The organism is Bacillus sp. EKM501B (genome assembly GCF_011800505.1).
Lineage (GTDB): Bacteria > Bacillota > Bacilli > Bacillales > Bacillaceae_G > Bacillus_A > Bacillus_A cereus.
The window spans coordinates 775437-800513 of sequence record NZ_JAALFZ010000001.1 but is presented as its reverse complement, the minus strand read 5'-3'; the positions used below and the strand labels follow the sequence as shown (position 1 = coordinate 800513).

Sequence of the window (25077 nt, the reverse complement as noted above, 5' to 3'; positions counted from 1 at the left end):
CTTATGCTAAAACACAAATAGCAAATAAGCATAAGCCTTTTTATCTTTTCATGACCTTTTATTGGCTTTAGAACACTGACTATATCAATCTATAAGGAGTGTCTATTATGCGTATTGGTACGAATGTTTTAAGTAGGAATGCTAGGCAGTCGTTGTATGAGAATGAAAAACGTATGAATGTGTCAATGGAGCATTTGGCGACTGGTAAGAAGTTAAACCATGCTTCTGATAATCCCGCTAATGTTGCAATTGTGACTCGTATGCATACACGAGCAAGTGGTATGCGCGTGGCGATTCGTAATAATGAGGATGCGATATCGATGCTTCGCACGGCGGAAGCTGCCCTTCAAACTGTGACAAATATTTTACAGCGTATGCGTGATTTAGCCGTTCAATCTGCGAACGGTACAAATTCAAATAAAAACCGTCATTCGCTGAATAAAGAGTTTCAGTCTTTAACAGAACAAATTGGCTATATTGGCGAGACGACTGAGTTTAATGATTTATCTGTATTTGACGGTCAAAACCGCCCTATTACATTAGACGATATCGATCATACGATAAATATGACGAAACATATTCCCCCTTCCCCTACACAACACGACATCAAGATTTCAACAGAACAAGAAGCCAGAGCGGCGCTCCTTAAAATTGAAGAGGCTTTGCAAAGTGTGTCACTTCATCGTGCCGACCTTGGTGCAATGATAAATCGTTTACAGTTTAATATTGAAAATTTAAATAGCCAAAGTATGGCGTTAACAGATGCTGCATCTCGAATTGAAGATGCAGACATGGCGCAGGAGATGAGTGATTTTTTAAAGTTCAAATTATTGACTGAAGTTGCAATTAGTATGGTTTCACAAGCGAACCAAATTCCGAAAATGGTCTCTAAACTACTACAATTATAAAAATGAATCTTCCTTCTTTGGAACGATTCCATACAAAACAAAAGGGAAATACATATAAACTATGTATCTCCCTTTTATTTTGTACCCAAATTTTATTACTGTGTTACCGTCATAACTTGTCCGCTACGGTCAACCATTATTTTCATTTTTCCGTCTTGTGCATTATATAGCCCAAGTTTATGTAATTCCATTTTACAATCTTGTACGAAAGTTGGTAATTTACGAATTTGATCGATATCAGAACTTGTAATGAAATGAATTAAAAGCTGCGTCATACCTTTAATATCTTGTACAAGCTCTTCTTTCTCTCGTTTTAGCCTTTCATTTTCCAGTTGTAACGACTGCAATTCACCTTCTAGACTACGTGTATTCTTTGCTTCTCTAGAACGCCCTGCTGCCATGCTAGAAAGCTTATAAATACCTTCCATAAACTGATGTAGTTCGTCTTCTTTCCTTTCACTACATTGATTAATTGTTTCAAAGTTATCAACGATACCAGATATAACTGTTACAAGACTTTTTTCATCCTCTTTATGCTGGATTTCTTCTTTTAATTCGTACTCGTTTTCTTGTTTTCTTGCAGCGATTGTCTCTTTTACTGGTATATATTTTCGCTTTCGTCCTGGTTTTTGTTTTTCAATATTTTCAAACGGTATTTCACGTTTTTTTAATTTATAATACGTATTTTGCAATTGACTTTCTGTTTTTGGAAAAAGATTTAGTTCATTTTTACTTACGTATTTTGAAATACTTAAAATGTTTAAACCGTGACGTTGACAAAATTGATACACTTCATACAGTAGCTCTAGTTCAGACTTCAGCCATGTAATTGCTGATTTTTCATATGCTCGCATCCCGCCATTTTTTTCTATATCTATTTGAAATAATACCATTCTATTATGTAAATCAACTAATTCTTCATACTTTACTTGGAATTCTTTTTCTATTTTTTTAAATTCCACCTCTAGTTGCATATCGTTCATTTTATTATTTGACATGTTTTGCAAAAGACCTAATACATTAATTGCTGTGTGGTGATACATAATCTGTGCCACTCCCCCTCATCCTTTCACAATTCTCATCTGACTCCCATGTCTTTTAAGAAAATAGCAATTTTTACATATCCATATTATAACAGTTCGAAATTATCTGTCAAATAATAAACATACAAAAATGTATAGAAAGTATAAAAATTTGGAAAATGTTTTTTTATTAATATGCAAAATTGCATATTAATTACATTTAATTATATTATATGGTATTTTGAATGTTTTTTCACCGAAAAAATTTGCGTTACCACGAAATATTACTAAAATAACAATCGAAAATACGTTTGCTTATATTTTTAAATCAAAAATCTCTAAATAAAGATTATTCACACATACAGCGACAAACACCCAAGAAACCTTTCATTTTTCTACCAGCTTAAAGTATAGAATACTAAAAAGGAATTAGCCATATGTAGCATTGGCTAATTCCTTCCTCTCTCTAACAGAATAGAGTTATAAACCCAGTCTTCAAATCCTCAATCAAAGTCTCACTTCTTCTTACCTAAAACTACTTCATACCTCTGAACTCACATCGCATGAGACTCTATTAAGCACTGAAAACTTCCTTACATAAGTAGTTCCTCTATTCCTACTAAATAGAAAAATGTTATACGCCAGCTCTTCTACTTACCTATAACCACTCCATATCTCTGGTCTCAACATCGCATAGGGCTCTATTAAGCACTGACCGCTCAACACTTAGCTAGAGCTTCTATTCCGGCTAAATAGAAGCTTTTAAAGCACTAACTTATCAACTAAACCAATTAGCTCTTGAATATCTGGCTTACTTACTTGAGCATTTGCTCCTACAGCTTCACCTTTATGGAATAATTCATTTGTAATTAATGAAGAGAAAATAATGACTGGTAAACGATTCATTACTTCACTATCCTTAACCACTTTCGTTAAATGATGTCCATCCATTTTTGGCATTTCAATATCCGTAATTAGCAAGTGAATATGCTCAAACATTTTTTCGCCTTGCTCTTTCGCTAATTTTTCAATTTGCGCTAACGCTTCTGCACCATTGCTGAAGAAGTTCATTTTTGTATATCCAGCTGATGATAATGTTTCTTCTAATATTTGGCGAAGCATCGCTGAATCTTCTGCAATGTAAATTACTTTTTCAGCTCGATCTGTTTTTTGTTCTAATCCTGCAATTGATTTATTGTCATAACCAGTGCCGCTAATTTCACATACAATTTTTTCATAATCTAATAGTAAGATGATTTTTCCATCTAGTTTTACAATACCAGATGTCGTTTCTTCTAGTCCCATAGATAATGAAGCTGGTTCATCAATTTGTTCCCACGAAATACGTTGAATACGATGCACTTCATCAACGCGGAAAATAACTTTCATTTGGTTTAATTCTGAGATGATAAATTTCGTTTGATCAAGTGGCTTTGTTGACTTTAAATTAAGAGCCATCGCTAAGTTAATAACAGGTAAAATTTCACCACGTACTTGAACAACACCTTCAACTGCATGATGAGATTCTGGCACAGTTGTAACAGGGAATGGATTAATGATTTCACGTACTTTCATTACATTAATACTAAATAGGTTTTCACCAACAGTGTACGTAACAATCTCTAATTCATTTGTTCCGCTTTCTAATAAAATACTTTGTGCTTGTGACATAAAGGTGTCGCTCCCCTTCCATTAATTCCGTATATCTAATTATTAAGCTTTATAAAAGAGAAAAAGTCAACTACCTATATAAAAAATATAGATAGTCGAACGATTCATTTTATAAAAAAAACAATTAATCTTGTATAAACGAAGCAAGTGCCTCTAATAAAACTTCTTGTGCACCTACAATTTCCGTCGGCATTGCTTCCCATTTTTTCGAAAGCTCTGTCTCTACTCTTATTCTCAGTTCAGAATTCATTTCTGCTAACACATATTCTTTCGTTGCTATATCAACATCAAGTAGCGCAAGTGCATATAATTCCGGGTCATTTATTTTTTCGAATAATCGCTTTAATACTACCGGTGCTATATGTTTTAATTTTTCAATATGAATTTCCTTATCCGAAAATAGTAACTCATATTGAATAAACGTAACATTTTCTTTAATCACTTTAAAATAACAATTATTTTTTTTATCATTCACAAAATAACCGTTTGGATCTGCAATAATACTTTCTACTTTACGAATTAAATCTGGCAAACTATTTGCCGCCATTACAGTTCGCTGCTCAACCTCACTCGGCGAAATGAATGTAACGCGATACTTATTTTGCGCCATCCTCCTCACCTCTCCTTTTATAAAAATCTATTGTTACATACTATCCAGAAGGCACTGGCCTACTATGAAATGATTATCTCAGTACGCCTCCATAGCTCTATTCTTACAACTAGGAGCTCTTCTGGACCATAACTGTTTATCCACACTAAACTTTGCTTACCTCTTCTTATACTACCCTAGTAACTCTCCATACCTTTGTCCTTACACACCAGTCGAGGCCCTATTAGGCACTAACCGCTCAAAAACAACGCTGGGTCCTCTCGTCAACCCTAAAAAGAGCTTTTTAGATCTTTTTAAGAACTTTTCAATAACTCTATGTTATTAAACCAAAACGCTATCTGCTGATCCGTAATATTTGGCAACATAACAAAAAACTCACGACACTTCATCTCATCCTTAAACAGTTGATACTTCCAAAAAGTATCGCTACCAACACTTATGAAATAAAACTCATGGATACGGCCAATGATTGCTTGTTTTTCGCCAAATGAATACGGAGGCACTTGCTTAATTTCAAATTGATCTGGTAAATATACATGCTCTTCTCGTTCTATTTTTAATACTTGCTCGGCAAGTTCACGTTTATTTTCGAAAAAAGGCAATTGTAAAATTCGCTCTTGTCTTGTCATACGAATAAAAAACCCTTTCTACTCCATTACATTTTTCCCATGCGATATATTATCGAATTAAGTTTACAACTTCATTTAATACTTCATCTGAAACTTTAATTACTTTCGCATTTCCTTGGAATCCGCGTTGGTATAACATTAAGTCAACGAATTCTACAGATAAATCTACGTTAGCACCTTCTTGTGCACCACCGCGTACTTTACCTGCACCGTTTTGACCAGATGTACCAAGAGCTAAAATACCTGTTGTATTCGTTGCTGTATAGTTACCATTACCTGTTTTCATTAGTCCGCCTTCGTTCGGGAACATTGCAACAGCTAATTGACCTGCAGATTTCATACTTCCATCAGAATATTTTACCATTACGTATCCACCGTCAGCAATGAGGCAATCTTTAACCGTCGCTGCTGCTCTACCATCTACGTCTGTTACTGATAATGTTTTATCTGTTGGATGATTTGTTAAATGGCTTAAGTCTAATTTTATAGAACCGCCATCAAATGGAATATTGGCTCCTTGCTCTTTCGGATTTGGATTTCCAACAGCATCAAATGTCATATTACCACCTGCACCTGGAACATCTTTAAACTCTGTTTCTTTTTTCGAGTCATTGCGCATTTGTACTTTATATGTATAGTTATGTTCACTCGTTTGTTTAAACTCTACACGCATTGTCCATGTATTCCCCGCATTATCATATACAGGTAAATCTTGTGTAATTTGTTTTTCACCAGTTGGAATATTCCCTTTAATTGTCCCTTTCGATGTTCGAATACCACCAATTGCTGTTCCCATTGGAATTTGCAACGGTCCTGGAATTCCAGATAAATCAACTTCACCAGTTGCCTCATTTGCAGGGTATGCAAACACGTATTGACCTTCAGTATTCGTAATATAGTAATCTGAAGATATCCCAAACGTACCTTTACGAGTAAATTCCATATTTCCGCCTTTTGAATCACCTACAACGAAGAAACCATTACCTTCCATTGCGGCTTGTGTTTTGCCACCTGTTAACGTAATTGTACCATCACTATAATCCGTAACAGTACCACTCATTTTCACACCGTTACCAATACTTTTCGGATTCGTTCCTGCGTATTTACCGTCACCTTTTGCACCAATCGAATTGTTATATAGTAAATCATCAAACATTGCTTTTTGTTTTTTATAACCTACTGTTTGTGCATTGGCAATATTATTTGAAGTTACACTTAATGCATTTTGTGTTGCATTCATCCCTGTAATACTTGTATATAACGCTTTAATCATAACGTATGGACACTCCTTATAAATTTGTAGTTTTTACTTCTTCAGTTACTTTTTGATCGTCTTTCTTTGCGTCTTCTGGGTTCGTTTCCCCAATCGGTTTATCAGACACTCTCTCAACGAAACGAAGAGAGACAACTTTATTATTAATAACGAGCTGTACATCGTTATTTTCCGCAAGACGAACCGTTTCTACTTGACCGGTTACTTTGTTTCCGTCACCGTCAACACCTCTTACGTATTTCCCTAAAAACTTCATTCCACCATCAAGTGCTGTTGAATACATCGTTGATTGCAGCTTATCTACTGCTTTCGTCATATTCTGTACTTGTTCCATAAGAGATAACTGCGCCGTCTGATTCATCATTTGATTCATATCCATCGCATTAAATGGATCTTGATGTTGGAAACTTGATAAAAACAATTTTAAGAAATCATCTTTCCCCATTACCCCAGGAGTCTTTTGCGCTCCTGCTGAAACTCCATTACTTTGTTGCACTGGCGATTGTACACCATTAACAGGTACATTACTTTTTTGCGCTCCTGCTTGTAACGGAATATGATTTGTACTCGTTGTATTTAATCCAACTGTTGGCACGCTTTATTCCTCCAATAATCCCGCAAATTCTGTTGATTGTTGTTTTTCATGATTTGTATTTGCTAATTTCTGTTTTTGCCTTTGGTCTTGTTCTCGCTGTTCTTTGCGATTTTCATCTTTATCTGAATAGCTAATTTGAATATTGATTTCTTTTTCTTTTAACTTTAATCTCAATTCATCAAAAATGATTTCAACACGTTTTTTCGCATCGTGTTTTTCCATTTCTACGTGAACGTCAATTTGATCTCCGTGTTTTTTCATAAACACTGTTAATGTACCAAGTTTTTCTGGATTTAACTGGAATAAAACACGTTCTTGTTTCACTACAAATTTTTGCAACGCTTCTACTTGCGCTTCCATTTTCTTTCCTAAGTCAGGTAATGAAACTTTCTCAGCACCACTATTTGATTTCCCTACTTGTTCGGTACTCGTCGTTTTATTTAATAATTCTGCACCTGCAGAGCTCGAATCGTTTAATGCATCAACCTCAGGCAACTCTACCTTTGTATCATCGCTCTCAAGTTTCGGAAGATCTACGTCTTTAAACTCTTCCTGTCCCTTTGCAATATTACAAGTTTCTGTTTCTACAGCCTTCAATGCTTGCATCGCTTGCTCTGGCATCTTCATTTTTTCTAATACCATTTGCATTGTATCTTCTAAACATATAGCATTTTTGATATTCATATTTGAAAGAAGTTCTTGTAATTGTTGTAATTCAGCTGCAGGTAATTCATTAAGTTTAATATTGCCATATTCTTTATATAGCTCTTGTATTTTTTGTATGTATTGATATAACAATTCCGGCTGCACATGTAATTGCTCAATTGCAACCATTTGCTCAGATACAGCTAATAACAACTGTTCTGTCTCTTTTTTTTCTTCTTTCTTTACAATAGGTTCTTCTTCCGTTACCGATTTTTTAGAAAGAATATAATCTTTTCTCTCTTCTTTTGGTGCTTCTTCTCGTTTCGTTTTCTCCGTTTGCGGCTGTTTTTTATTTTCCATTCTCATCGTACGATCGAATGAAGAATCTTCATTTTTTGATTGTACTTCTAGCCCTTTTTCTTTTTGCGGAGGTAAACTTTGTTGCACCGGTAATACAGACTGTATCACTACATTCACCTCATCCATTCATACACATTTTCAAATCCAGAAGCATTTTTTCTTCCAGCTTTTCTTGTGCTTTCGCAAGCTTTTTGCAATCTTCTTGATACATCTCATCAATGACACGTTCTTTTTCTTTTACTTGCTCTAAAAGACTTTCATTTTTTTGAATAAAACCTTCCGTTTTTTTAATTTTCCGATTCCATTCTTCTATTCTTTCAGGTGAAAACGTATGTGAAGAAAGCATACCAGCCATAATACGTTGCCCAGTTTGTACGACTTTACTACGCGATTTCACAACATATAAATCATATTCTTTTTTTTGTTCTATTTTTCTTTTTTCAGCTGTTAATTCATACACTTCTTTTAAAATATGTTCTTTTTCTTGATTTATTTGCAATTTTATTGTGTCGTACTGCTGTTTATCCACCTGTTTTCATAACCCCTTTCTATTATAACGTTCTCTTTTTCTATTATATAGTTTTTTTCCAAAAAAATCTGTGAAATATTAAAAAACAAAAAAATAAGACCTCTTATGCAGAGGCCTTATACTATATGCTGTATCGCTTCAACGATATCATCAAATTGGAAACTATCCGATCGACCTTGCTTTAAAAATGTATTTATGCCTTCTACTTTATTTTTACATTCAAAAATATAAGCATTTTCTTCATTTTCTTGAATCGTTCCTAGCTTAAAATACAATTCATTTTCTTTATAAATTGATAAAATCTTTCTCATTTCATTTGCAAGTTGCCAATGATGTGGCGAAACAATTTCTTCCATAATCCTACTTACTGAATCTAATACTGAAATTGCAGGATAATGACTAAGCGTTGCAAGCTCACGCTTTAATACGATATGTCCATCTAAAATACCACGTGCTAAATCTGGTACAGGACCATTTAAATCGTCCCCATCAACAAGCACCGTATAAATACCTGTTATAGATCCCTTTTGTGTTTTTCCGGAACGCTCTAACAACTTCTTCATATAACTTTCCATTAACAGTGTTTTACCACCAATCGGTAACTCTTTAACAGCAATATCAACACTTCTTCGTGCATCGGCAAAACGAGTAACAGAGTCCATCATAAGTAATACGTTATTACCTTGATCACGGAAGTATTCAGCAATAGACGTTGCGAGTTTCGCTGCACGAAGTTGCATAAGATGACTTTCATCTGACGTCGCTACAACAACGACGCTTTTTCGCATACCTTCCTCGCCTAACTCTTTTCGAATAAAGTCTTTTACTTCCCGACCACGTTCCCCTACTAAACTAATAACGTTTATATCAGCTTTTGCATTTTTTGCTATCATTCCAAGTAAAGTTGATTTACCAACACCTGACCCAGCAAAAATACCAATCTTTTGACCGATACCAATTGTTAGCATAGAATCAATTGATTTTATTCCTGTTTCAAATACATCGGTAATCTCTTCACGTTCAAATGCATGTATAGGCGGTGCATCTAGTTTTATTTTCTGTAATGGAATGTTTTCAGCTTCCTCATTTAACACTTCACCATTTGCACTTAACACTTTTCCGAGCAAGTGATTACCACGTGGTACAACAACATCTTCTGAAACTAATGTCACTGAATCTCCATAACATACTTTTTCTGTCTGTTCAAATGGAAGTAGCATATTATTTTCTTTTTCAATGGCAATCACTTCACATAAGACGTTATGTTCTCCAACGAAGCAAACATCTCCAATCTTCGCTTTCGGCCCTTTTGCTACGAAAAACTGTTCTTGTACACTATGAACTTTGCCTACTTTCGTATACAGCGGTGTTTCAATGAACTTATTCCATTTTTCGTTCTCATTCATTAACAGGCGGCTCATACATTTTGCTCCTCAAATAACTTCTCTTCTTCCCATTTCTGACGAAGTTTCGCAAATATAGGTGCAAATTTAAATTCAAAGAACTCTTTCTCTTCTTCCAGAACAAATTCACCAAATTGCAGGGAGAAATCATATTTCCATTCTACTAATTGTAGTAACCAATATTCTTTCGTATTCTCCTTCTCTTCTTGAATACGTTCAAACGTTTCTGGATGTACTGTAATGATTAATTTTTCAAACGAAGTTGGCAATGTTTGCACGATGCCAGTTAAAATAGGTAACACATCAAGCAATCGTGAATCTACCGCTTGATTCACGATTTTTTCTGCTAAATGAAATGATTGATCCCATAATAACTCTGTCCATTCATATGCTGTTTCTTGTTGTTCTTTTTGAAATTGCACACGCGCTGCTTCCATCTGTTCCATTTGCTCATGAATATGCATTTGAAATTGTTCTTTATCTTGTAATAACTGCTGCCGCTCTCGTTCTAGCATTTGCTTCTCTTGCCTTAGCTGATTCATTTCCATATGTAACGATTCTTGCTGGGCGCGAAGTTCTGCATGATCAGCTTGTAATTCTTCCTCTTCTATTTGAACTGAAGCTGGTTTTGGAAATTGTAATTCATACGTTTCTTCAGAAAAAGAAACAGAATTCTTCGGAATTCTGTTTTTAAATAAGGACATCCTCTTCACCTCTTTGAACGATAATTCTTCCTTCTTTCTCTAGCTTTTTCACTGTACCAGTGATCGTTTGCTGCGCTTTTTCAGCATCCGTCATCTTAAGCGGTCCTAAGCCATCTAATTCTTCTAGAATCATCTCTTTACGGTTTGAAGACATACATGTAAATAATTTCTCTTTAATTTCTTCTTTTGCAATTTTAAGTGCTTTCGCAAGAACACCGTTATCTGTAATTTCTTCTAATACACGGCGAAGCGCAAGATCTTCAAGGCCAAGTAAGTCTTCAAAGACAAACATATTTTCTTTAATTTTCTCAGATAACTCATAATCGACTTCATCCAGCTTTTGAAAGACTGTTTTTTCAACACCTCGTGAAACATTATTTAAAATATTTACGATTGTTTTCAAGCCATCAGTTTTATTAATTGCACTAAATGCCATATTATTTAATTTCGATTTTAACAACTCACCAATTTGATTAATTAACTCACCATCAACTTGTTCTAGTTTCGCTATACCCATTACCGTTTCAACGCGCTTATGATCTGGCAATCTCTCAATTAATTGAGACGCAAGTTGCGGTTTAATATAAGAAGCGATAATTGCAATTGTTTGTGGTGACTCATCATTAAGCACTGTAAGAAGTGGCTCTAAATCTGTAAGTGAATTTAAAAACTCAAACGGATTATCTTTGTTATACCAAAGATCTTCCAATAATTTTTCCAGTTCGTCTTCTGGCATGTTTTTAAATATGCGACGAATGTATTCTTTATCTGGAGTGACTAAGTTCAATTCTTTTACATTTAGTTCATATAAGAACTCTCCTAGTACATTTTCTAATGTTTCTGGTTTGTATACACGAAACTTTGCGATTTCACGAAGTAATACTTCTTTTTCCTCAGCTGTCATATATTCAATGACTTTTGCTGCCACCCCTTCTTCTAATGTACGAATAAGGATGGCAGCTTTTTCTTTGGAGGAGATTTCATCTAACATCGTTGTTCCTCCCTTACTGTCCGTTTAACCATTTTTTAATTACTTTTGCAGTTCCTTCTACATGTTCTTTCGTAGCATCCTGCACTTGTTCATCTAACGTTGGTTCTTTCGGTTCTTCTGGTTCAGGTTTTGGCTCTGGCACTATTTTTTCTTCAGGAATTTCCAAGATACTTTCATTACTTGCAGCAATTTCCTCTTCTGCTAAGTATTCTTCATATTCCTCTTCTTCTTTCTTTCTCTTACGTCTTGCTAATAAGAACCATACTAGGCCACCAATCGCTAATAAGCCAGCTGTAATTCCACCGAATAACCACCAATTCATACCACTTTTTTCTGGCTCTTTCTCTTTTTCGGCTTTCGGCTGATCGAACTGAACAGTTACAACGTTAACTTGACCATTTATAAAGTTACCGTTCGGATCAGCTTGAAGTCCTGCCGCTGTTCCGATCGCTTCTTTAAAAGTTGTCATATCAATTTTACGTTTTACTAGCGTATCATTATCTACCCATACAACAACATTTGTTTTCGTTAATTCTGGATGTTTCTTAATTGTTTCAACTGTTTTATCTATTTCATAGTTTTCGATTTTGTTACCATTTTTATTATCGTAGACAACTTTACCATTTTGATTATTGTTCGTACCGTAGTTTGGCACTTCACCGTTCGCTGTAATACCAGCACCTTGCTTCGTATCTGCCCCTTCTTGCGCGGTAGAGCTTTCCTCTTGTTCTTGTTTACTACGAAGTACACCTTTATCACCATACTTTTCTGACTGACGTGTAACTTCATCGTAGTTTACAGATACTTTCGTATTCACTTTATATTCATTCGGTTTAAACATCGTCATTAACGTTGCATCAATATCTTGCTTTAATTTACCTTCAAGTTGGTGCTGCATCTCTACTTCTTTCTCATAAGAAGAGGAACTACTAGAATGTGCTTCATCTGCTCCTTTTGAGATAACACCTTTTTTACTATCAATAACACTTACTTCTTCTGCTTTCACACCAGGAACCGCTGCACTAATCATTTGCTGTATACCTGCAACTTGATCAGCTGTTAACAATTGGCCACGTTTCACTCCAACCGTAATCGCCGCTGTTCCTTTTGCTTTTTCTTCATCAAAAATTGTCTCTTTTTCAGGCAATGTAATTTGAACATTTGCCGTTTCAACTGTCGCAAAGTTTCTTACAATATCTTGCTCCAATTGCTTCTTCGTACCGACAATTTGCTTCATTTTTTTATCTTGCTCACTTGAACCGAGCGAGCTTTCTAATAAAATTTCCTCACCGCTTTTCGAATTAAACGGTAAGCCCATCCCATTCATTTCTTTTCGAACCCATGGAGCATCATTCTTTTGCACACGAATCGAACCATCGGCCGCTAATTGATAATCGACACCTAACTTCGATAATTCTGCTGTAATCTCTTGTTTATCTGTATCATTTAAATTTTGATATACAACAACATATTTATCTGGCAAGGTGAAGTATAAAAGTGCTCCTGTTACAATCGCTAAAAGCGCAGCACCGATTACTAACTTATGCCACGTTTTTAACGATTGGATAACATTTTTCATCTTTTCCATTTAAACACACCCGTCCACTTTCCTAAATTTGCATATTAATTAGTGACTTATAATTTTCAATAAGATTATCACGTACGAGAGCAGCTGTTTTCATTTGAGACTCAGCTTTCTTTTGCTGAATTAAAACGTCATGTGTTTCTCCTACCCCTTTAGTTAGTAAATCATATACTGCTGTTTGCGCATTGTTTTGCGTTTGATTCATATCTTCCAATAAATCAATAAACTTTTTCCCCTCAACTACAGATGTTTGAGAAGTTTTCGGTGCACCAATTGACTGAATTGCTCCAAATGGTTGTGTATGTAACATTGGTTGAATTTTCATATTACTATCTTCCCCCTTATCCTCGGCCGATTTCTAAATCTTTATCAAGCATTTTTTTATTCGCATTTAATACACTCGTATTCGCTTCATACATTTTTTGAGCAACCATTACATTCGTCATTTCAGCAGTTACATCAATATTGGGATAACGTACATATCCTTCTTCATTTGCGTGCGGATGCGTCGGATCATACACTAAATTTTCCGTTTTGTCTGCTTCAATACTTTTTATTTTTACTCCGTTAGTAGGAGCCCCATCTAGCATACTTGCAAAACTATTGTTTGATTCTAGCACCACACTACGACGCTCATATAAATCTGCCCCCGGAGCCGCCGTCGTATTTGCATTTACAATATTGTTAGAAGTAACTTCCATCCACTTTCTCGCTGTCGTTAGTCCTGAGCCACTTGCATTAATTGCCTGAAACATCCGTTGTCTCTCCTTCTACTTTTAACGTCCGCGTGCCGCTTGGTTAATTGCATATTGTGTATTAATTGCGTTAACTGAAATACCGTATAACTGATTTGCTTTCATTAAATCTAGCATTTCTGTCGTTACATCCACACTATTTCCGTCTTTATTCGTTTGCATTGATTTTGTTTGAATCTTTGCATATGTATTTTTCATATTTACTGTCGGCAAGTGCATTTCATTCGTTTGATATAAATCTGGATTACTCTTTAAATCAGCCGCATTGTTTTTATATAATGCACTACTTTTATTCATCTGCTCAGCAAATGTTACATCTTGTGCTTTATAGCCAGGTGTATTCGCATTTGCAATATTACTAGAAACCGTATTTCGTTTCGTCACTAAATAATTCATATAATGGCTTACATCACTCACTAAATCTGGCATATTCCACACCCTTCCTTTTCTAACTTAATGATCCACTGATAGAAGTTTCACTTCATTATTTATTTTCTTATATGCATTTATTAAAATATTTACTATTATGTACCCTTACATATTTTATTCCATTTTTTCATTGTTGTCTTTAGAAAAATATAAAAATATAAAAAAGAATGCAAAAAACTGTATACACACAGTAACCTATAGAACATTTCAATATATAAACTAAAGTCCATTTTTCTATTATTTAGATTACAATTATTATTTCATCACAGTCATAAAATGAAACCTCAATCAGCGGGTTCTTTATGTAAACGAAGGAATAGACCCCCTTTTAAAAGGGGAACCTGTTTCCAGACGTTATTATTAATATTTACCGTAAAATGAATTAGCCTTCATTCGCCCATCATTTGTCATAATCATTTCTTCCAAAATCTTTTGCTTATCCCGAATATGCTGTGCTGCCTTAATAATGAACGGGCTTACTTCTGCTGCAACTTGTGCACGCGTTTCTTCATCCAATGTCATCATCCAGCGATTTAACATCTCACTCTTCTCAGCAAACTCTCTGTCTGACACTTGCAATTCACCGATTTCATTAAAACAGCTGACAAACGTCCGATAAATATCATTGTTCATTTTCAAGTGCTCCGCGGTAACCGTCTATTAAATCTTGTAACACTTTCACAATTGCATCAATATCTTTCGCTTCACGCGTTACTTTCATCGTTTGAATTTGAATGCTAATCCAATCATATAAACCATAGAGACTATCATATAAATCTTTCGTAATCTCAGGATTTAATTGAAGCTTTAGTTCTTCAAAAATACGTTCTAATTTTTCAAGAAGTGCGTCCCCTTCTTGAAGTTTAAAAGTATGTAAAAGTTCTTCTAAATTACGAAACTCTACAATACATCTTTCATAAATAAAAATTGTATTTTTAATCGGATTACTCGTCATAATATCATTTTGCATATAACGTTGCCATGCTTGCATACGATCACTTCCTTAACTTTCATTAATCATCACTTTTTTGTTTTGTCATTGCTTTAATTGTTTTTAGTTGGCTATCAAGCGCCGCCAATGTACTCTCTAGCTTTTGATACTTCTTCACGATTTCATCTTGCTTTTGCAAGTTTTGCGTCTCAATATCTTTAATCTTTTTATCTAAATCGCTTACACGTGAGTCAATGTTTTTAACTCTCTCGCCGACTACACCTTTATCACCGAATAGTTTATCAAGCGGTTCTTCCATCATTTTTCCTAAACCGTTAGAACTAAAGAAAAATTGCTTCGCTGCATCGGGTTTTTCTTTTAATGCTTGTGTTAATTTTTCATCATTAACTTCCATCGTTCCATCTTGCTTTAATTGAATACCAAATGTGAATAAATAATTACCATCTTGAGAAAATGTTACGACATTGTTCATTGCCTGACGTACACTTTGCATAATAGCTTGACCTTGGAAAGCTCCACCTTTTCCAGCAAAGATATCTACTGTAGAAACAGCTTTATTATAATCAGCTACCATTTTTTTAATAACATTCGATGCGTCTGTTACGTTTGAGTCATTTACTGTAAATTTTAGATCTATACCTTTTGCTTTTTGATCTGCATTTGTACCTGTTCCATCTTCTGGTTTATTTTCCACCTTTGATTCCGTTACTTTCAATAGCTCAATTTTCACACCTGGTAATGCTTCAATTGTATTACTATCACTTTTTCCCTCAACACCATTAATACTATATTTTGCATCTAGCGCTTCGTTAATAGTATTTAATTTCATTTCTGTCGTAGGCTGATTATTCTCATCTGTACCTTCCACTTTCGTATAAAACAAATCTGTAAGTACATTAGGCGGTGTCTTTTCTAATTTAATTTCATTCATTGCCCCTTCTTTTTTCGAGGTCATGAAAATTTTATTTCCAAGTGTATAAGCTGATACGCCATAATCTCCATCATTAATCTTATTAATTAAATCTTTATATGTCATATCAGTTGTTACTTTTAGTTCTTTATCGCCTAGTTTTAATGTTTCATCTTTAGGAAGTTTCGCATTTATATCTTTAATTTCATTAGAAGCTATTTGATGACGTTGCGCGAGCTGTGTAATTGTCATATTAAAAGTTCCTGCAATCGCACCACCATCTGCTTTTACATTAATATAACCGTCTTGTGTTGTCGTTACTTTTTTCTCATTCCCTTTAAAAGCCGCTAAGTTTTTAAACGTTTGTGTGAAAGAACTAAATTCTGATTTTAAACTTGTATATAATAATTTATCATTTGTAAGGTCGTTCTTTTCTTTCGTATATGGTGTTTTTCTCATATCTAACGCTTGCATTTCTAATTCTACTAGGTTAGAAGTATCGATCATATTATTTCCGAGGTTCCAAATTTGTTGTCTACCACCAATACCTGTCATCGTTGTTCCTGCCATTTTTCTCACTCCTTGTAGATTACATGTAGTCTAAAATACTCGTTTTACTCATCGTACTAACCGCTTTAAGTGTCGCTTCATACGTCGCATTTATATATGCCAAGTCAGAAATTGCGACCGCTAAATCAACATCCTCAATTTCTTTACGGTTTTCTTGGAGCGCTAAATTTTGCTCACTTAAAATTGTTTTAAACGTCTCCATTGTGTTCATTGTTGAACCAACTTCAGTTGTACGGTTAATGATGCCATCTAAGTTTTTCTTATTTTCTCCTAATAACGGTTGTAACGCTTTTTGGTCACCTTTTTGCATCGCTTCGCTCATCTGTTTTAACGTTTTTATAACCGGGGATAATAATGCTTCTCCGTTACGGAATGCCTTTAACTCATAACCGTCATTTAGTTGCCAGTTCACATCATTTTGTCCACCCTGGTACGTACCATCTTCTGTAAATGGTGACTTTTCTGCACTATCACCACCGAAAATATAACGACCTTGCTCTTTCGTATTCGCTAAATATACAACTTGTTTTAAAATTTGATCAATCTCTGCACCGATGGCTTTCAATTCTTTTTCACCATTTGGCTCATTTAATGCCTGTACCGTTAATTGATCTGCTCTCGTTAAAGATTTAAAAATACCTTGCAAAGTATTTTCAGTTTGTGTTAATACATTTTTTGAGTCAGCTAAATCTTTTTGCATTTGTTCAATATTCGCCAATGAATGTTGAATCGCAAATGATTTACTCGCTGCAAGTGGATCTTCACTCATAAGAAGATTTTTCTTCCCTGAAGTTACTTGGTTTCTATGGTATTGTTGTTGCACATTCAAATCCATTAACTGATTCTTTGCCCAGTTTGCATTTTGAAATGTAGATACTCTCATTTCTATCTCCTCCTTATATATTTCCAATCAATTATTATCACTTATCGAATAATCGAAAATAGACTATCAAACACTTCATTCATCGTAGTAATAGCTTTAGAGTTTGCGACGAAATATTTTTGGAAGGCCATTAAATTTACCATTTCCTCTTCCATATTTACACCTTCAACGCTCATTTTTTCTTGTTGAATACCTTCTAGTAAGTCGCCATGAATTTTTTGATAACCATTTACTGCACTTTTATCAGATGCAACACGAACTATAAATTGGTCTAATGCTTGTTTATAAGAAAGACCTTCTTTATAATCGTCATCTGTAACTGCTGCTAGTTTATTTGCTGTTTCAGCAGACATTTTCATTTTCGAAACATCTTTTTGGAATTCTGGATTTAACTTCATCTCTTTCGCATAATCTCCAACGAAGAAATCTTTTCCCATCACTGTATTCACTTGATTTTTCATTGAACTCATTAAGTCTTCGAGATTTTTTTTATAATCAACAATCTTCGCTTTCGTATCAATCGCTGATTTTATCGCTCCGCTAGTTACAGAGATTTCTGAACCGTAAATCTCAACTGACATTGGGTCTTTTTCTTTATTTAATTGAAGTGGATATGTATCTTGTCCATTTACTGTTAAAATACCATTCATTCTAACACTCGCGATATTAGGATTCATAGATTCATAAGATACTTCGATGTTTGCATACTTAGACATCTCTGTAACGATGCGATCTCGTTCGTCTAAAAGTTGATTCGGCACTTGTGTACCCGCTTGTCCAATTTTATGATTCGCTTCTGCTAAACTAGCAGCCAGACGATTAAATTCATTAACATGCGCTTCAATATCTTCTGCCGTCTGCGCTTCCACTGTATCTAAGTTTTTCGCAAGACGATTTACTTGACTAGTGAACTTCCCAGTTTCAGAAATTAATGTATCATAGTAGTTTGGTTGTTCTGGATTTTTTGCTACTTCACGAAAGGCATTAAAGAAACCGTCCATTAAACTAGATAATGAATTCTTCCCTGTCGTTCCAACCATAGACTCTACACGTGATAAAGTTGAATTCATGTAGTTATAGTAAGAGAGCTGAGATAATTGATCATTAAACTGCTTCGTTTTTACCTCATCAGTAATACGGTCAACACCTAGCGTTTGTACACCGTAACCAATTCTCTGTTCTGGCGTATGACCATTGCTTGCTCCAACAGATCCGTAATTCACCATTTGACGAACATAACCCGGTGTATGAATGTTAGACAAGTTTTGTTTCGTTGTTTGTAACCCCATTTGAGCCGCTAACATGCCCGATAGCGGTGTATTATAATCAGATAATCTCATAAAGCTTCACTTCTCCTTTACAATAGTTCATTCATAAAGATTTGCGAATTATTGTTTCGCTCTAAGTTATATTCAGAAACAGAATCCACAATACTTTCTGTAGTTTTTAATAGTACGTTTAAGTAATATTGATTTTTCAAAAGAATCATTTTTACATTCTCTTCTAATTCAGTTACGTTTTTTTGTAATTCTTCCATTTTTTCAATTTCTTCTTGAGAAAAATACGAAAATAACGCACTTACACGAAACGATTCAACCCCTTGTTCTTTACAGAACTGAACAACCATTTCTTCAAATGAGCTTGATAACCCTTTTAAACCATCAATGTACTGCAATTGCTCTACTTGCAACTTTTGAACTGCATTTACATTTTTATTTTTTAAATTCTCATATATTTGCTCTCCAAGCGCTTGAATATTTTCATACGCTTTTTGAATAATAACGAGTTTTTCATATAATTGTATGTACATATAGCTTCCTTTCTTTTACAAGACTAAATTCACAATTAAACCATGGATTTCTCCAATTTGATTTAACATTTCTAAATGTCCTGTTTTCGTATTAATTAAATTCATAACATCTTCTAATTCATTCAATCCCATTTCTGCCTGTTTCACAATCGTCATTTTCTGTGAATATCCGTAACGCGGGTGACGAGACATGACATCTTTATACTGCAATACATTATCAACGTAAAAATTCAAAAATGATTTTACTGTATTTTTGTATTCCATTACATTATCAAGCGTTAATTCCATTTCAATTTTCTCTTTAATTTCTCCAATATTATCGACAAACGCTTCCATTTGTTCTAGCAATTTATCTTTTTTCGGATCTGCATGCAAATTATCCGAAAATGCAAGTCCTGTCCTGACATTTACTTCTTTCGGCATTTGAGTAGCAGGCGGTATATGCGATAAAATTGGATTATGCGAGATAGAACGTAGCATATATATCACCTATTTATTTTTTTATTTCTTCCTAAACTTAATCGTAAAATCCAGTTATTTATAATTATACTCTGAACAGTAATATTTTGCAGTTATTTTTTATAAAAGATATGTTACAATTTAGCATGAGGTGGCACAATTCTATGAATATTTTCCTTTGTGGTTCAAATCAATTAACAGCATTAGATCAAGAAGAAATTAAAAAATTTTTAACTGACTATGCTCACAAACATAAAATTTACATATTATGTTATAAATCTATTGAAAATGAGGTTCTTCGTTTTTTCGTTGAGAATGAAAGACTCGCTCAAAATTTATGCCTTTACACGCTGCAACCATTGCCAGCAATAACAGATGAATTTCAAGAAGTCGTTGATTACTTAAAAAAACACGGAGCCGAATATGTTGCTTTTGATCATCCTTCCGACTCCATTTACCGATCAGATTATATGTTTTTTGTTAAACAAATTATTGAAGACACTGATTTAGTTCTCTGTTTTTATAATGGTGACAAACATACATCTGTCATCCCTGTCGATGTTGCAAAAGAAGCAGGTATTGATGCTGTCATTTATGATTTACCAGGATTACATGAAAAGCAAATGAAAAAAAGCTTTGAACAAAAAATTCGTATGATGTAAAGGGGGAGGCACAATACCATTATTGTGCCCATTGTAAATATGATAATTGAACAAGATTATGATCATTTTATCGCGAGTTTTAAACAACAATTCAATATGGACATCGCTTCATATAAACAAGATAGAATGCGCCGTAGAATCGATGCTTTCATTTCGAGAAAAGGCTTCGAAAACTACACTAATTTTTTAAACAAATTACGCGCTGATCAAAATTTATTTTTAAATTTTATTGACTATATTACAATTAACGTTTCAGAGTTTTTTAGAAATAAAGAACGATGGCAAACTTTAGAGTCGAAAGCACTACCAAAATTACTCGAACAAAATAGCGGAAAATTAAAGGTATGGAGTGCCGCTTGCGCTGCTGGTGAAGAACCATATACACTCTCTTTAATTTTATCAAAGCATCTAGCTCCATTCCGTTTTGAAATTCAAGCAACAGATCTTGATTTTCATATTTTAGAAACCGCAAAACGCGCTCAATATACAGAACGTTCGTTAAAGGAATTACCTACTGATTTGAAAGAACGTCATTTCACAAAAGAGAATGGTCTATATTCATTGCATCAAAACATTAAACAAAACGTCTCGTTTAAACAACATGACCTTTTAATGCAGTCATTCGATACAAATTATGATTTGATTATTTGTCGTAATGTAATGATATATTTCACAGAAGAAGCAAGAATAAAACTTTACGAAAAATTTAGTCGTTCTTTACGAAAAGGCGGTGTACTATTTGTTGGTAGTACGGAACAAATTTTAACACCCGAACGTTACAATCTTCAGCGATTTGATACATTCTTCTACGAAAAAATATAAAAGAGGTCGTCACAATGGAGTGACGACCTTTTTACATAACTCGAATTAAAATAATACCGACAATCCATATGAAGAGAAAAAGAAACGTCATAGACCATTTATGTTCTTGCATCGTTTGTTTCAATGCCTGTGATAATTGTGTCATGTTCATTTCCGCAAGCGCTCTCCATACACTTACATCCCGATCTTTAGCAATGCGGTCTGTAACGCTAATTAAAATCGTTTCGTTAGACAATTTCGTTATATAAGCAGTAATAACCGTTACCATCAAATTTATATTTCCTTCTGAAGAATCACTTTCCACTCTAGAGATGAGTGCACTTACATCTAGTAAAGGAATATGTACTTTTCTACCAAATGATAGTTGCACTTCAGCGAAATCATATGTTCCATCTAACAAAGGAAGTTCTTTTATATGCGCCTGCTTAATAAGTCCTTGCAGGCTTCTAATTACTTGTTCAAACACTTTTTCTGATTGCTTTCCTTCTTCAGATAACGTATGTAACTTTTTAAAAAGTTGTAACACTGTATCCATCTCTTTAGAAAGCATTTCCTTCATAATCTTTCCATCACTTAAACTTGCAAGTAAAATACCTATCTCATTATTTTTCGAAATAATTTTAGACTGTCCAGTAAACACTAAATTGCTACGCTTTCGTTCTTTCTGGATTTCATGTTCCGAAATAGCTGCAGGCTGTTTTAATGGTTGTAGCGTCTTATCTTCAATTGTCGTACGTTTAATCTCCATTTAAGCGCCTCCACTACTATGAAATAATTAGCCCCATTCTTTATTACTCTTTAAAACTAAAAACAGTACGAACAAACCTGACATGATAGTAAATACATCCGAAGCTTGTACTCCCTGTTCACCTTTTTCTTCTTCCTTGTCTTTCGTTTCTTCTTTTTGTTCTTTCTTTTTAGAGACAACTTGTTTGTTATTTTTCTCTTTTTGGTCCTTCGCCTTATGTACTTCCTTGTTGTCTTCGAACGGCTCTTTTATAACGTAAGTAAATTTCTCTTTCTCTTTCAACGGTTCTTTTATAAACTTATTTACTTTCTCATCTTGCTTCGGAATTTGAACAACCGGCAATTTTTCTTCTAGAAGCGGGTTTTTGATTTTCAAATCTTCTTGCTTCTCATTTTCTTTCTTATCTTCTAATTCATTTTCTAGTTTATTATCTAATTTCTCTTCTTTCTCTTTCTCTTCTATCTTTTTATCATCTTCGTTTTTTGGCGCCAAAACAGAAATGGTATATTCACTTTCTTCAACAAGTTTATTACCTGCTGCATCTATTATCTCTACAAGTAATTCGTATGGCCCAGCCGGCAATGCTTCTGTTATTTCAAATACTTTTTGCCAATCCATATCATACTTGTTGTAGTCTAATAAAAACGAAAGCTCTTTATTTTCTTTCCCTTTTAATGTAACGCGCACTTCTTTTACAACCGATTCTATATCTGACGCTTTTACTCGTATATGTATAGAATCTCCCTGTTTTCGTTCAACTAAGTTCTCTTTTACTTCATCAATAGTAACTTTCTGTAACTTTGGCAATTCTTTATCTATAGTTGGCGTTTCATTTTTAATACGAATGAGCGGGACTTTCACTTCATTTTTTACGATTTCTTCTTTCTCATTCTCTTTGTAACTTTGAACGAGCTGAAGATTCCAATCACCTTGCAAATCAAAATTCCCTGCTTTATAGTTAGCAACCCAGCTCTTCGTTTCTTCATCATACTCAAAAGATAGTATTCTTTCTTGCGCATATTGCTCGCCATTTTTTTGTAGCTGCAATATACCTTTCATACTTTGAATGTTTTTCCCATTTGGTTCTACAGCAATTCGCACTTCTTCGCCAACTTTAAGCTCCGGCTTATTTACTGTAATAATTCCCTGTTCCGTTTCTATCTTTCTTTCATTCAATTGTTTATTTGCTACTTCTTGTTGTTCTACTTCTTGTTGCTCTGCTTCTTTTTGTTTCTCTTCATCTTGCTTCGTTTCCACTTGTTCTGACGATTCTTGAGATTCCTTATTTTCTTCTTGTACATTCACTTCATTTATTTTTTGATCTGACTCAATTTGTTCCTCAGCCTGACTTTGCAAGGGGAAGAACAAGCACACATGTATGCATAGCCAACTCATTAGAAAAAACTTTACGTTTTTCATCTACTAGTTCAAACTCCTATTTCAATGCCTTATAGTGATTTCGTCACTTTTACTCCAAAAAATCCATCTACATTTACAAGTTCACCATACGCCACTAATACATCATTTACATAAATACGAATCGGTTCATCAATATCCTCATCTAGTACAACTGCTTCATTTTCTTGTAAACTTAATATATCTTGAATCGTTTTCACTGTACTTCCAAATACAAATTTCACGTTCATTTCTACATTTTGTAGAATGGACGTGTCCATATATACTGGTTCCATTTGTTTTACTTCTTTAAATTCAATAGGTTGCACAACTGGTTCTACAATTTTTTCTTCTTCAATTTCTTCTGTGGCAATCTCTTCTTCTTCCACCATCGGATACAGAAGTCGCCTTACCATTTCTTTTGCTTCGGAAATTGGCAAAATTTGATACATCTTCGATTGAAGCAAATCGCCAATTTCAAGATTGAACGTAATTTGAACGAGTTCGTCCACTTCCATTGACTCTCCCAAATATTCCATTTCTTCTTTTAACGTTACAAATTTAACATTTGGCGGCGTCATGTCCATTTTTTCTTGAAACATTTCTGACATCGCCGTAGCAGCATGACCCATCATTTGGTTCATAATTTCTTTAATACCGCTCAGTTCTAATTCAGTAAGCTCTTTTTCTGGGTCAACTTCCCCTGTTCCCATCATCATTAAATCTACCATTGTTAAGGCAACATCTTTCGTAAATACGAATACATTCTCATTCTTTAGCCCTTCAACAAAGTCGACATTTAAAATAACAAATGGTACTGGTACTCCATCATAATGACGAACATTGATTGCTTCCACATTTGGTGTACTAATTGTAACTGGCTGATTTAAAAGCGTTGACAATACTGTTGAAGCGGAGCCAATTGAAATATTTGCAATTTCACCAAGCACATCTTTCTCTTCTTGTGTTAAATGCTCTTTTTCAACTTGTTCTTCTACAATCTCAGTTTCCACTACTTCTGCTGGTTCGTCTGTTTCTTCTACTCCACCAGATAATTGCATTAATTTATTTACCATTTGTTTCGCATGCTCAACTGAAACAATTTGTACAAGTTTAGAGTTTACAAGATTATCTATCTTTAAATCAAACGATACTTTAACAATCGTATGATTCCCATCGATTTCAGAGATTTTCTCCATTTCTTCTGATAACTTTACAACTTTAATCGTCGGCGGAGACATATCTACTGTATCTTGGAAGAATTCCGACATAGATGTAGCTGCGAATCCCATCATTTGATTCATCGCTTCTTGTACAGCACTTAGCTCTAATTCACCAAGTTCTTTTCCGTCCTCGACTTCACCTGTTCCCATCATCATTAAATCAGCAATGGACAATGCAACATCTTGCTTAAGAACAAGAAGGTTTTCCATATCTAATCCTTTTGTAAAATGAATGTTTAATACAACATGTGGAACTTCGACATCTCTTGAATCATATAAATCTACCAACTCTATACGAGGAGCAGTAATGCTTACTTGCCTATTTAAAATTGTTGATAATACAGTCGAAGCTGAACCAAATGATATATTTGCAATTTCGCCAAGAATATCGCATTCTTGGGGCGTTAAATGCTCATTTTCTTTTTCTAGCACAATCGTGCTCGTATCCCCTTTTGTGTGTTGCTCAGGCATTTTCCCTGCCTCCTCATTTCTGTTTTTCTATCAAATAATATAAACTCTTATTTTATGTTAGCA

The 25077-nt window shown here is 34.4% G+C and carries 28 protein-coding genes; 3 read left to right on the top strand and 25 right to left on the bottom strand.

The features are described 5' to 3' along the window. Positions 1-107: 107 nt before the first annotated feature. Positions 108-908 carry a flagellin N-terminal helical domain-containing protein gene (locus HFD78_RS04215; RefSeq protein ID WP_097862925.1) on the top strand — a complete coding sequence of 267 codons (801 nt, stop codon included), beginning with the start codon at positions 108-110 and terminating at the stop codon, positions 906-908. A 95-nt stretch (positions 909-1003) separates the two neighbouring features. Here the strand turns inward: HFD78_RS04215 and HFD78_RS04210 are convergent, their stop codons facing one another. The 22 genes from HFD78_RS04210 to HFD78_RS04105 form a co-directional block, all read right to left on the bottom strand. Beyond that, entirely contained in the window at positions 1004-1951 is a 948-nt protein-coding gene (locus tag HFD78_RS04210; RefSeq protein WP_046392543.1) for a DNA-binding domain-containing protein, read from the bottom strand. Between the two features lie 741 nt (positions 1952-2692). Beyond that, on the bottom strand, positions 2693-3601 hold the full coding sequence (locus tag HFD78_RS04205; RefSeq protein ID WP_000075943.1) for a chemotaxis protein: 909 nt from the start codon (positions 3599-3601) through the stop codon (positions 2693-2695). 124 nt (positions 3602-3725) lie between these two features. Continuing rightward, on the bottom strand, positions 3726-4211 hold the full coding sequence (locus HFD78_RS04200) for a hypothetical protein (RefSeq protein ID WP_000068301.1): 486 nt from the start codon (positions 4209-4211) through the stop codon (positions 3726-3728). A gap of 293 nt (positions 4212-4504) precedes the next feature. Continuing rightward, on the bottom strand, positions 4505-4840 hold the full coding sequence (locus tag HFD78_RS04195; protein ID WP_097862923.1) for a DUF3964 family protein: 336 nt from the start codon (positions 4838-4840) through the stop codon (positions 4505-4507). A 49-nt stretch (positions 4841-4889) separates the two neighbouring features. After that, complete coding sequence (locus HFD78_RS04190; protein ID WP_000588322.1) at positions 4890-6113, bottom strand: flagellar hook protein FlgE; 1224 nt, start codon at positions 6111-6113, stop codon at positions 4890-4892. 16 nt (positions 6114-6129) lie between these two features. Further along, positions 6130-6708 (bottom strand): flagellar hook assembly protein FlgD, encoded by a 579-nt coding sequence (locus HFD78_RS04185; RefSeq protein WP_001143461.1) that lies wholly within the window; start codon positions 6706-6708, stop codon positions 6130-6132. A 3-nt stretch (positions 6709-6711) separates the two neighbouring features. Continuing rightward, entirely contained in the window at positions 6712-7821 is a 1110-nt protein-coding gene (locus HFD78_RS04180; protein WP_116291473.1) for a flagellar hook-length control protein FliK, read from the bottom strand. A 10-nt stretch (positions 7822-7831) separates the two neighbouring features. Next, positions 7832-8242 carry a hypothetical protein gene (locus HFD78_RS04175; RefSeq protein WP_000360855.1) on the bottom strand — a complete coding sequence of 137 codons (411 nt, stop codon included), beginning with the start codon at positions 8240-8242 and terminating at the stop codon, positions 7832-7834. Between the two features lie 116 nt (positions 8243-8358). After that, positions 8359-9663, bottom strand: coding sequence for a flagellar protein export ATPase FliI (fliI, locus tag HFD78_RS04170; protein ID WP_000088693.1), 1305 nt, complete (start codon positions 9661-9663; stop codon positions 8359-8361). After that, positions 9660-10349: a FliH/SctL family protein gene (locus tag HFD78_RS04165; protein WP_000051691.1), complete on the bottom strand. Its 690-nt coding sequence runs from the start codon at positions 10347-10349 to the stop codon at positions 9660-9662. The genes fliI and HFD78_RS04165 overlap by 4 nt, the downstream gene beginning before the upstream one ends. Beyond that, positions 10336-11340, bottom strand: coding sequence for a flagellar motor switch protein FliG (gene fliG / locus HFD78_RS04160; RefSeq protein WP_000883364.1), 1005 nt, complete (start codon positions 11338-11340; stop codon positions 10336-10338). The genes HFD78_RS04165 and fliG overlap by 14 nt, the downstream gene beginning before the upstream one ends. A gap of 13 nt (positions 11341-11353) precedes the next feature. Further along, positions 11354-12928, bottom strand: a complete 1575-nt coding sequence (locus HFD78_RS04155; RefSeq protein WP_074625415.1) for a flagellar M-ring protein FliF C-terminal domain-containing protein — start codon at positions 12926-12928, stop codon at positions 11354-11356. Positions 12929-12950: 22 nt separating this feature from the next. After that, complete coding sequence (gene fliE / locus HFD78_RS04150; protein WP_000701672.1) at positions 12951-13250, bottom strand: flagellar hook-basal body complex protein FliE; 300 nt, start codon at positions 13248-13250, stop codon at positions 12951-12953. A 16-nt stretch (positions 13251-13266) separates the two neighbouring features. Further along, the gene (gene flgC / locus HFD78_RS04145; protein ID WP_000484680.1) at positions 13267-13680 is read right to left on the bottom strand and encodes a flagellar basal body rod protein FlgC; all 414 of its coding nucleotides are present in this window, start codon (positions 13678-13680) and stop codon (positions 13267-13269) included. 21 nt (positions 13681-13701) lie between these two features. Continuing rightward, entirely contained in the window at positions 13702-14109 is a 408-nt protein-coding gene (flgB, locus tag HFD78_RS04140; protein ID WP_097862922.1) for a flagellar basal body rod protein FlgB, read from the bottom strand. Between the two features lie 360 nt (positions 14110-14469). Then, positions 14470-14742: a hypothetical protein gene (locus HFD78_RS04135; protein ID WP_001058088.1), complete on the bottom strand. Its 273-nt coding sequence runs from the start codon at positions 14740-14742 to the stop codon at positions 14470-14472. Then, a complete protein-coding gene (locus tag HFD78_RS04130) occupies positions 14732-15100 on the bottom strand; it encodes a flagellar export chaperone FliS (RefSeq protein ID WP_001149516.1) in 369 nt (122 codons plus the stop codon). Before HFD78_RS04130 ends, HFD78_RS04135 begins: the two co-directional genes overlap by 11 nt. Before the next feature lie 22 nt (positions 15101-15122). Further along, positions 15123-16541: a flagellar hook-associated protein 2 gene (locus tag HFD78_RS04125; RefSeq protein ID WP_084064995.1), complete on the bottom strand. Its 1419-nt coding sequence runs from the start codon at positions 16539-16541 to the stop codon at positions 15123-15125. Positions 16542-16560: 19 nt separating this feature from the next. After that, positions 16561-17424, bottom strand: a complete 864-nt coding sequence (locus HFD78_RS04120) for a flagellar hook-associated protein 3 (protein WP_001266405.1) — start codon at positions 17422-17424, stop codon at positions 16561-16563. A gap of 41 nt (positions 17425-17465) precedes the next feature. Beyond that, the gene (flgK, locus tag HFD78_RS04115) at positions 17466-18764 is read right to left on the bottom strand and encodes a flagellar hook-associated protein FlgK (protein ID WP_001239711.1); all 1299 of its coding nucleotides are present in this window, start codon (positions 18762-18764) and stop codon (positions 17466-17468) included. 17 nt (positions 18765-18781) lie between these two features. After that, the gene (locus HFD78_RS04110; protein WP_000275878.1) at positions 18782-19234 is read right to left on the bottom strand and encodes a hypothetical protein; all 453 of its coding nucleotides are present in this window, start codon (positions 19232-19234) and stop codon (positions 18782-18784) included. Between the two features lie 15 nt (positions 19235-19249). Next, positions 19250-19714 (bottom strand): YaaR family protein, encoded by a 465-nt coding sequence (locus HFD78_RS04105; RefSeq protein ID WP_097862921.1) that lies wholly within the window; start codon positions 19712-19714, stop codon positions 19250-19252. Between the two features lie 143 nt (positions 19715-19857). On the opposite strand from HFD78_RS04105, the gene HFD78_RS04100 reads away from it, so the two are divergent. Both HFD78_RS04100 and HFD78_RS04095 read left to right on the top strand, forming a co-directional pair. Continuing rightward, complete coding sequence (locus HFD78_RS04100) at positions 19858-20355, top strand: hypothetical protein (protein WP_001020105.1); 498 nt, start codon at positions 19858-19860, stop codon at positions 20353-20355. A 39-nt stretch (positions 20356-20394) separates the two neighbouring features. Further along, a complete protein-coding gene (locus HFD78_RS04095) occupies positions 20395-21177 on the top strand; it encodes a CheR family methyltransferase (protein WP_000582874.1) in 783 nt (260 codons plus the stop codon). 31 nt (positions 21178-21208) lie between these two features. On the opposite strand, the gene HFD78_RS04090 is transcribed toward HFD78_RS04095, so the two are convergent. From HFD78_RS04090 to HFD78_RS04080, 3 genes are read right to left on the bottom strand one after another with little or no spacing between them, the layout of a single operon-like run. Beyond that, entirely contained in the window at positions 21209-21925 is a 717-nt protein-coding gene (locus HFD78_RS04090; RefSeq protein ID WP_000403962.1) for a hypothetical protein, read from the bottom strand. 27 nt (positions 21926-21952) lie between these two features. Continuing rightward, positions 21953-23344, bottom strand: coding sequence for a transglycosylase (locus HFD78_RS04085; RefSeq protein ID WP_097862920.1), 1392 nt, complete (start codon positions 23342-23344; stop codon positions 21953-21955). A gap of 29 nt (positions 23345-23373) precedes the next feature. Next, positions 23374-25014, bottom strand: a complete 1641-nt coding sequence (locus HFD78_RS04080) for a flagellar motor switch protein (protein ID WP_001115010.1) — start codon at positions 25012-25014, stop codon at positions 23374-23376. Positions 25015-25077 lie beyond the last annotated feature (63 nt).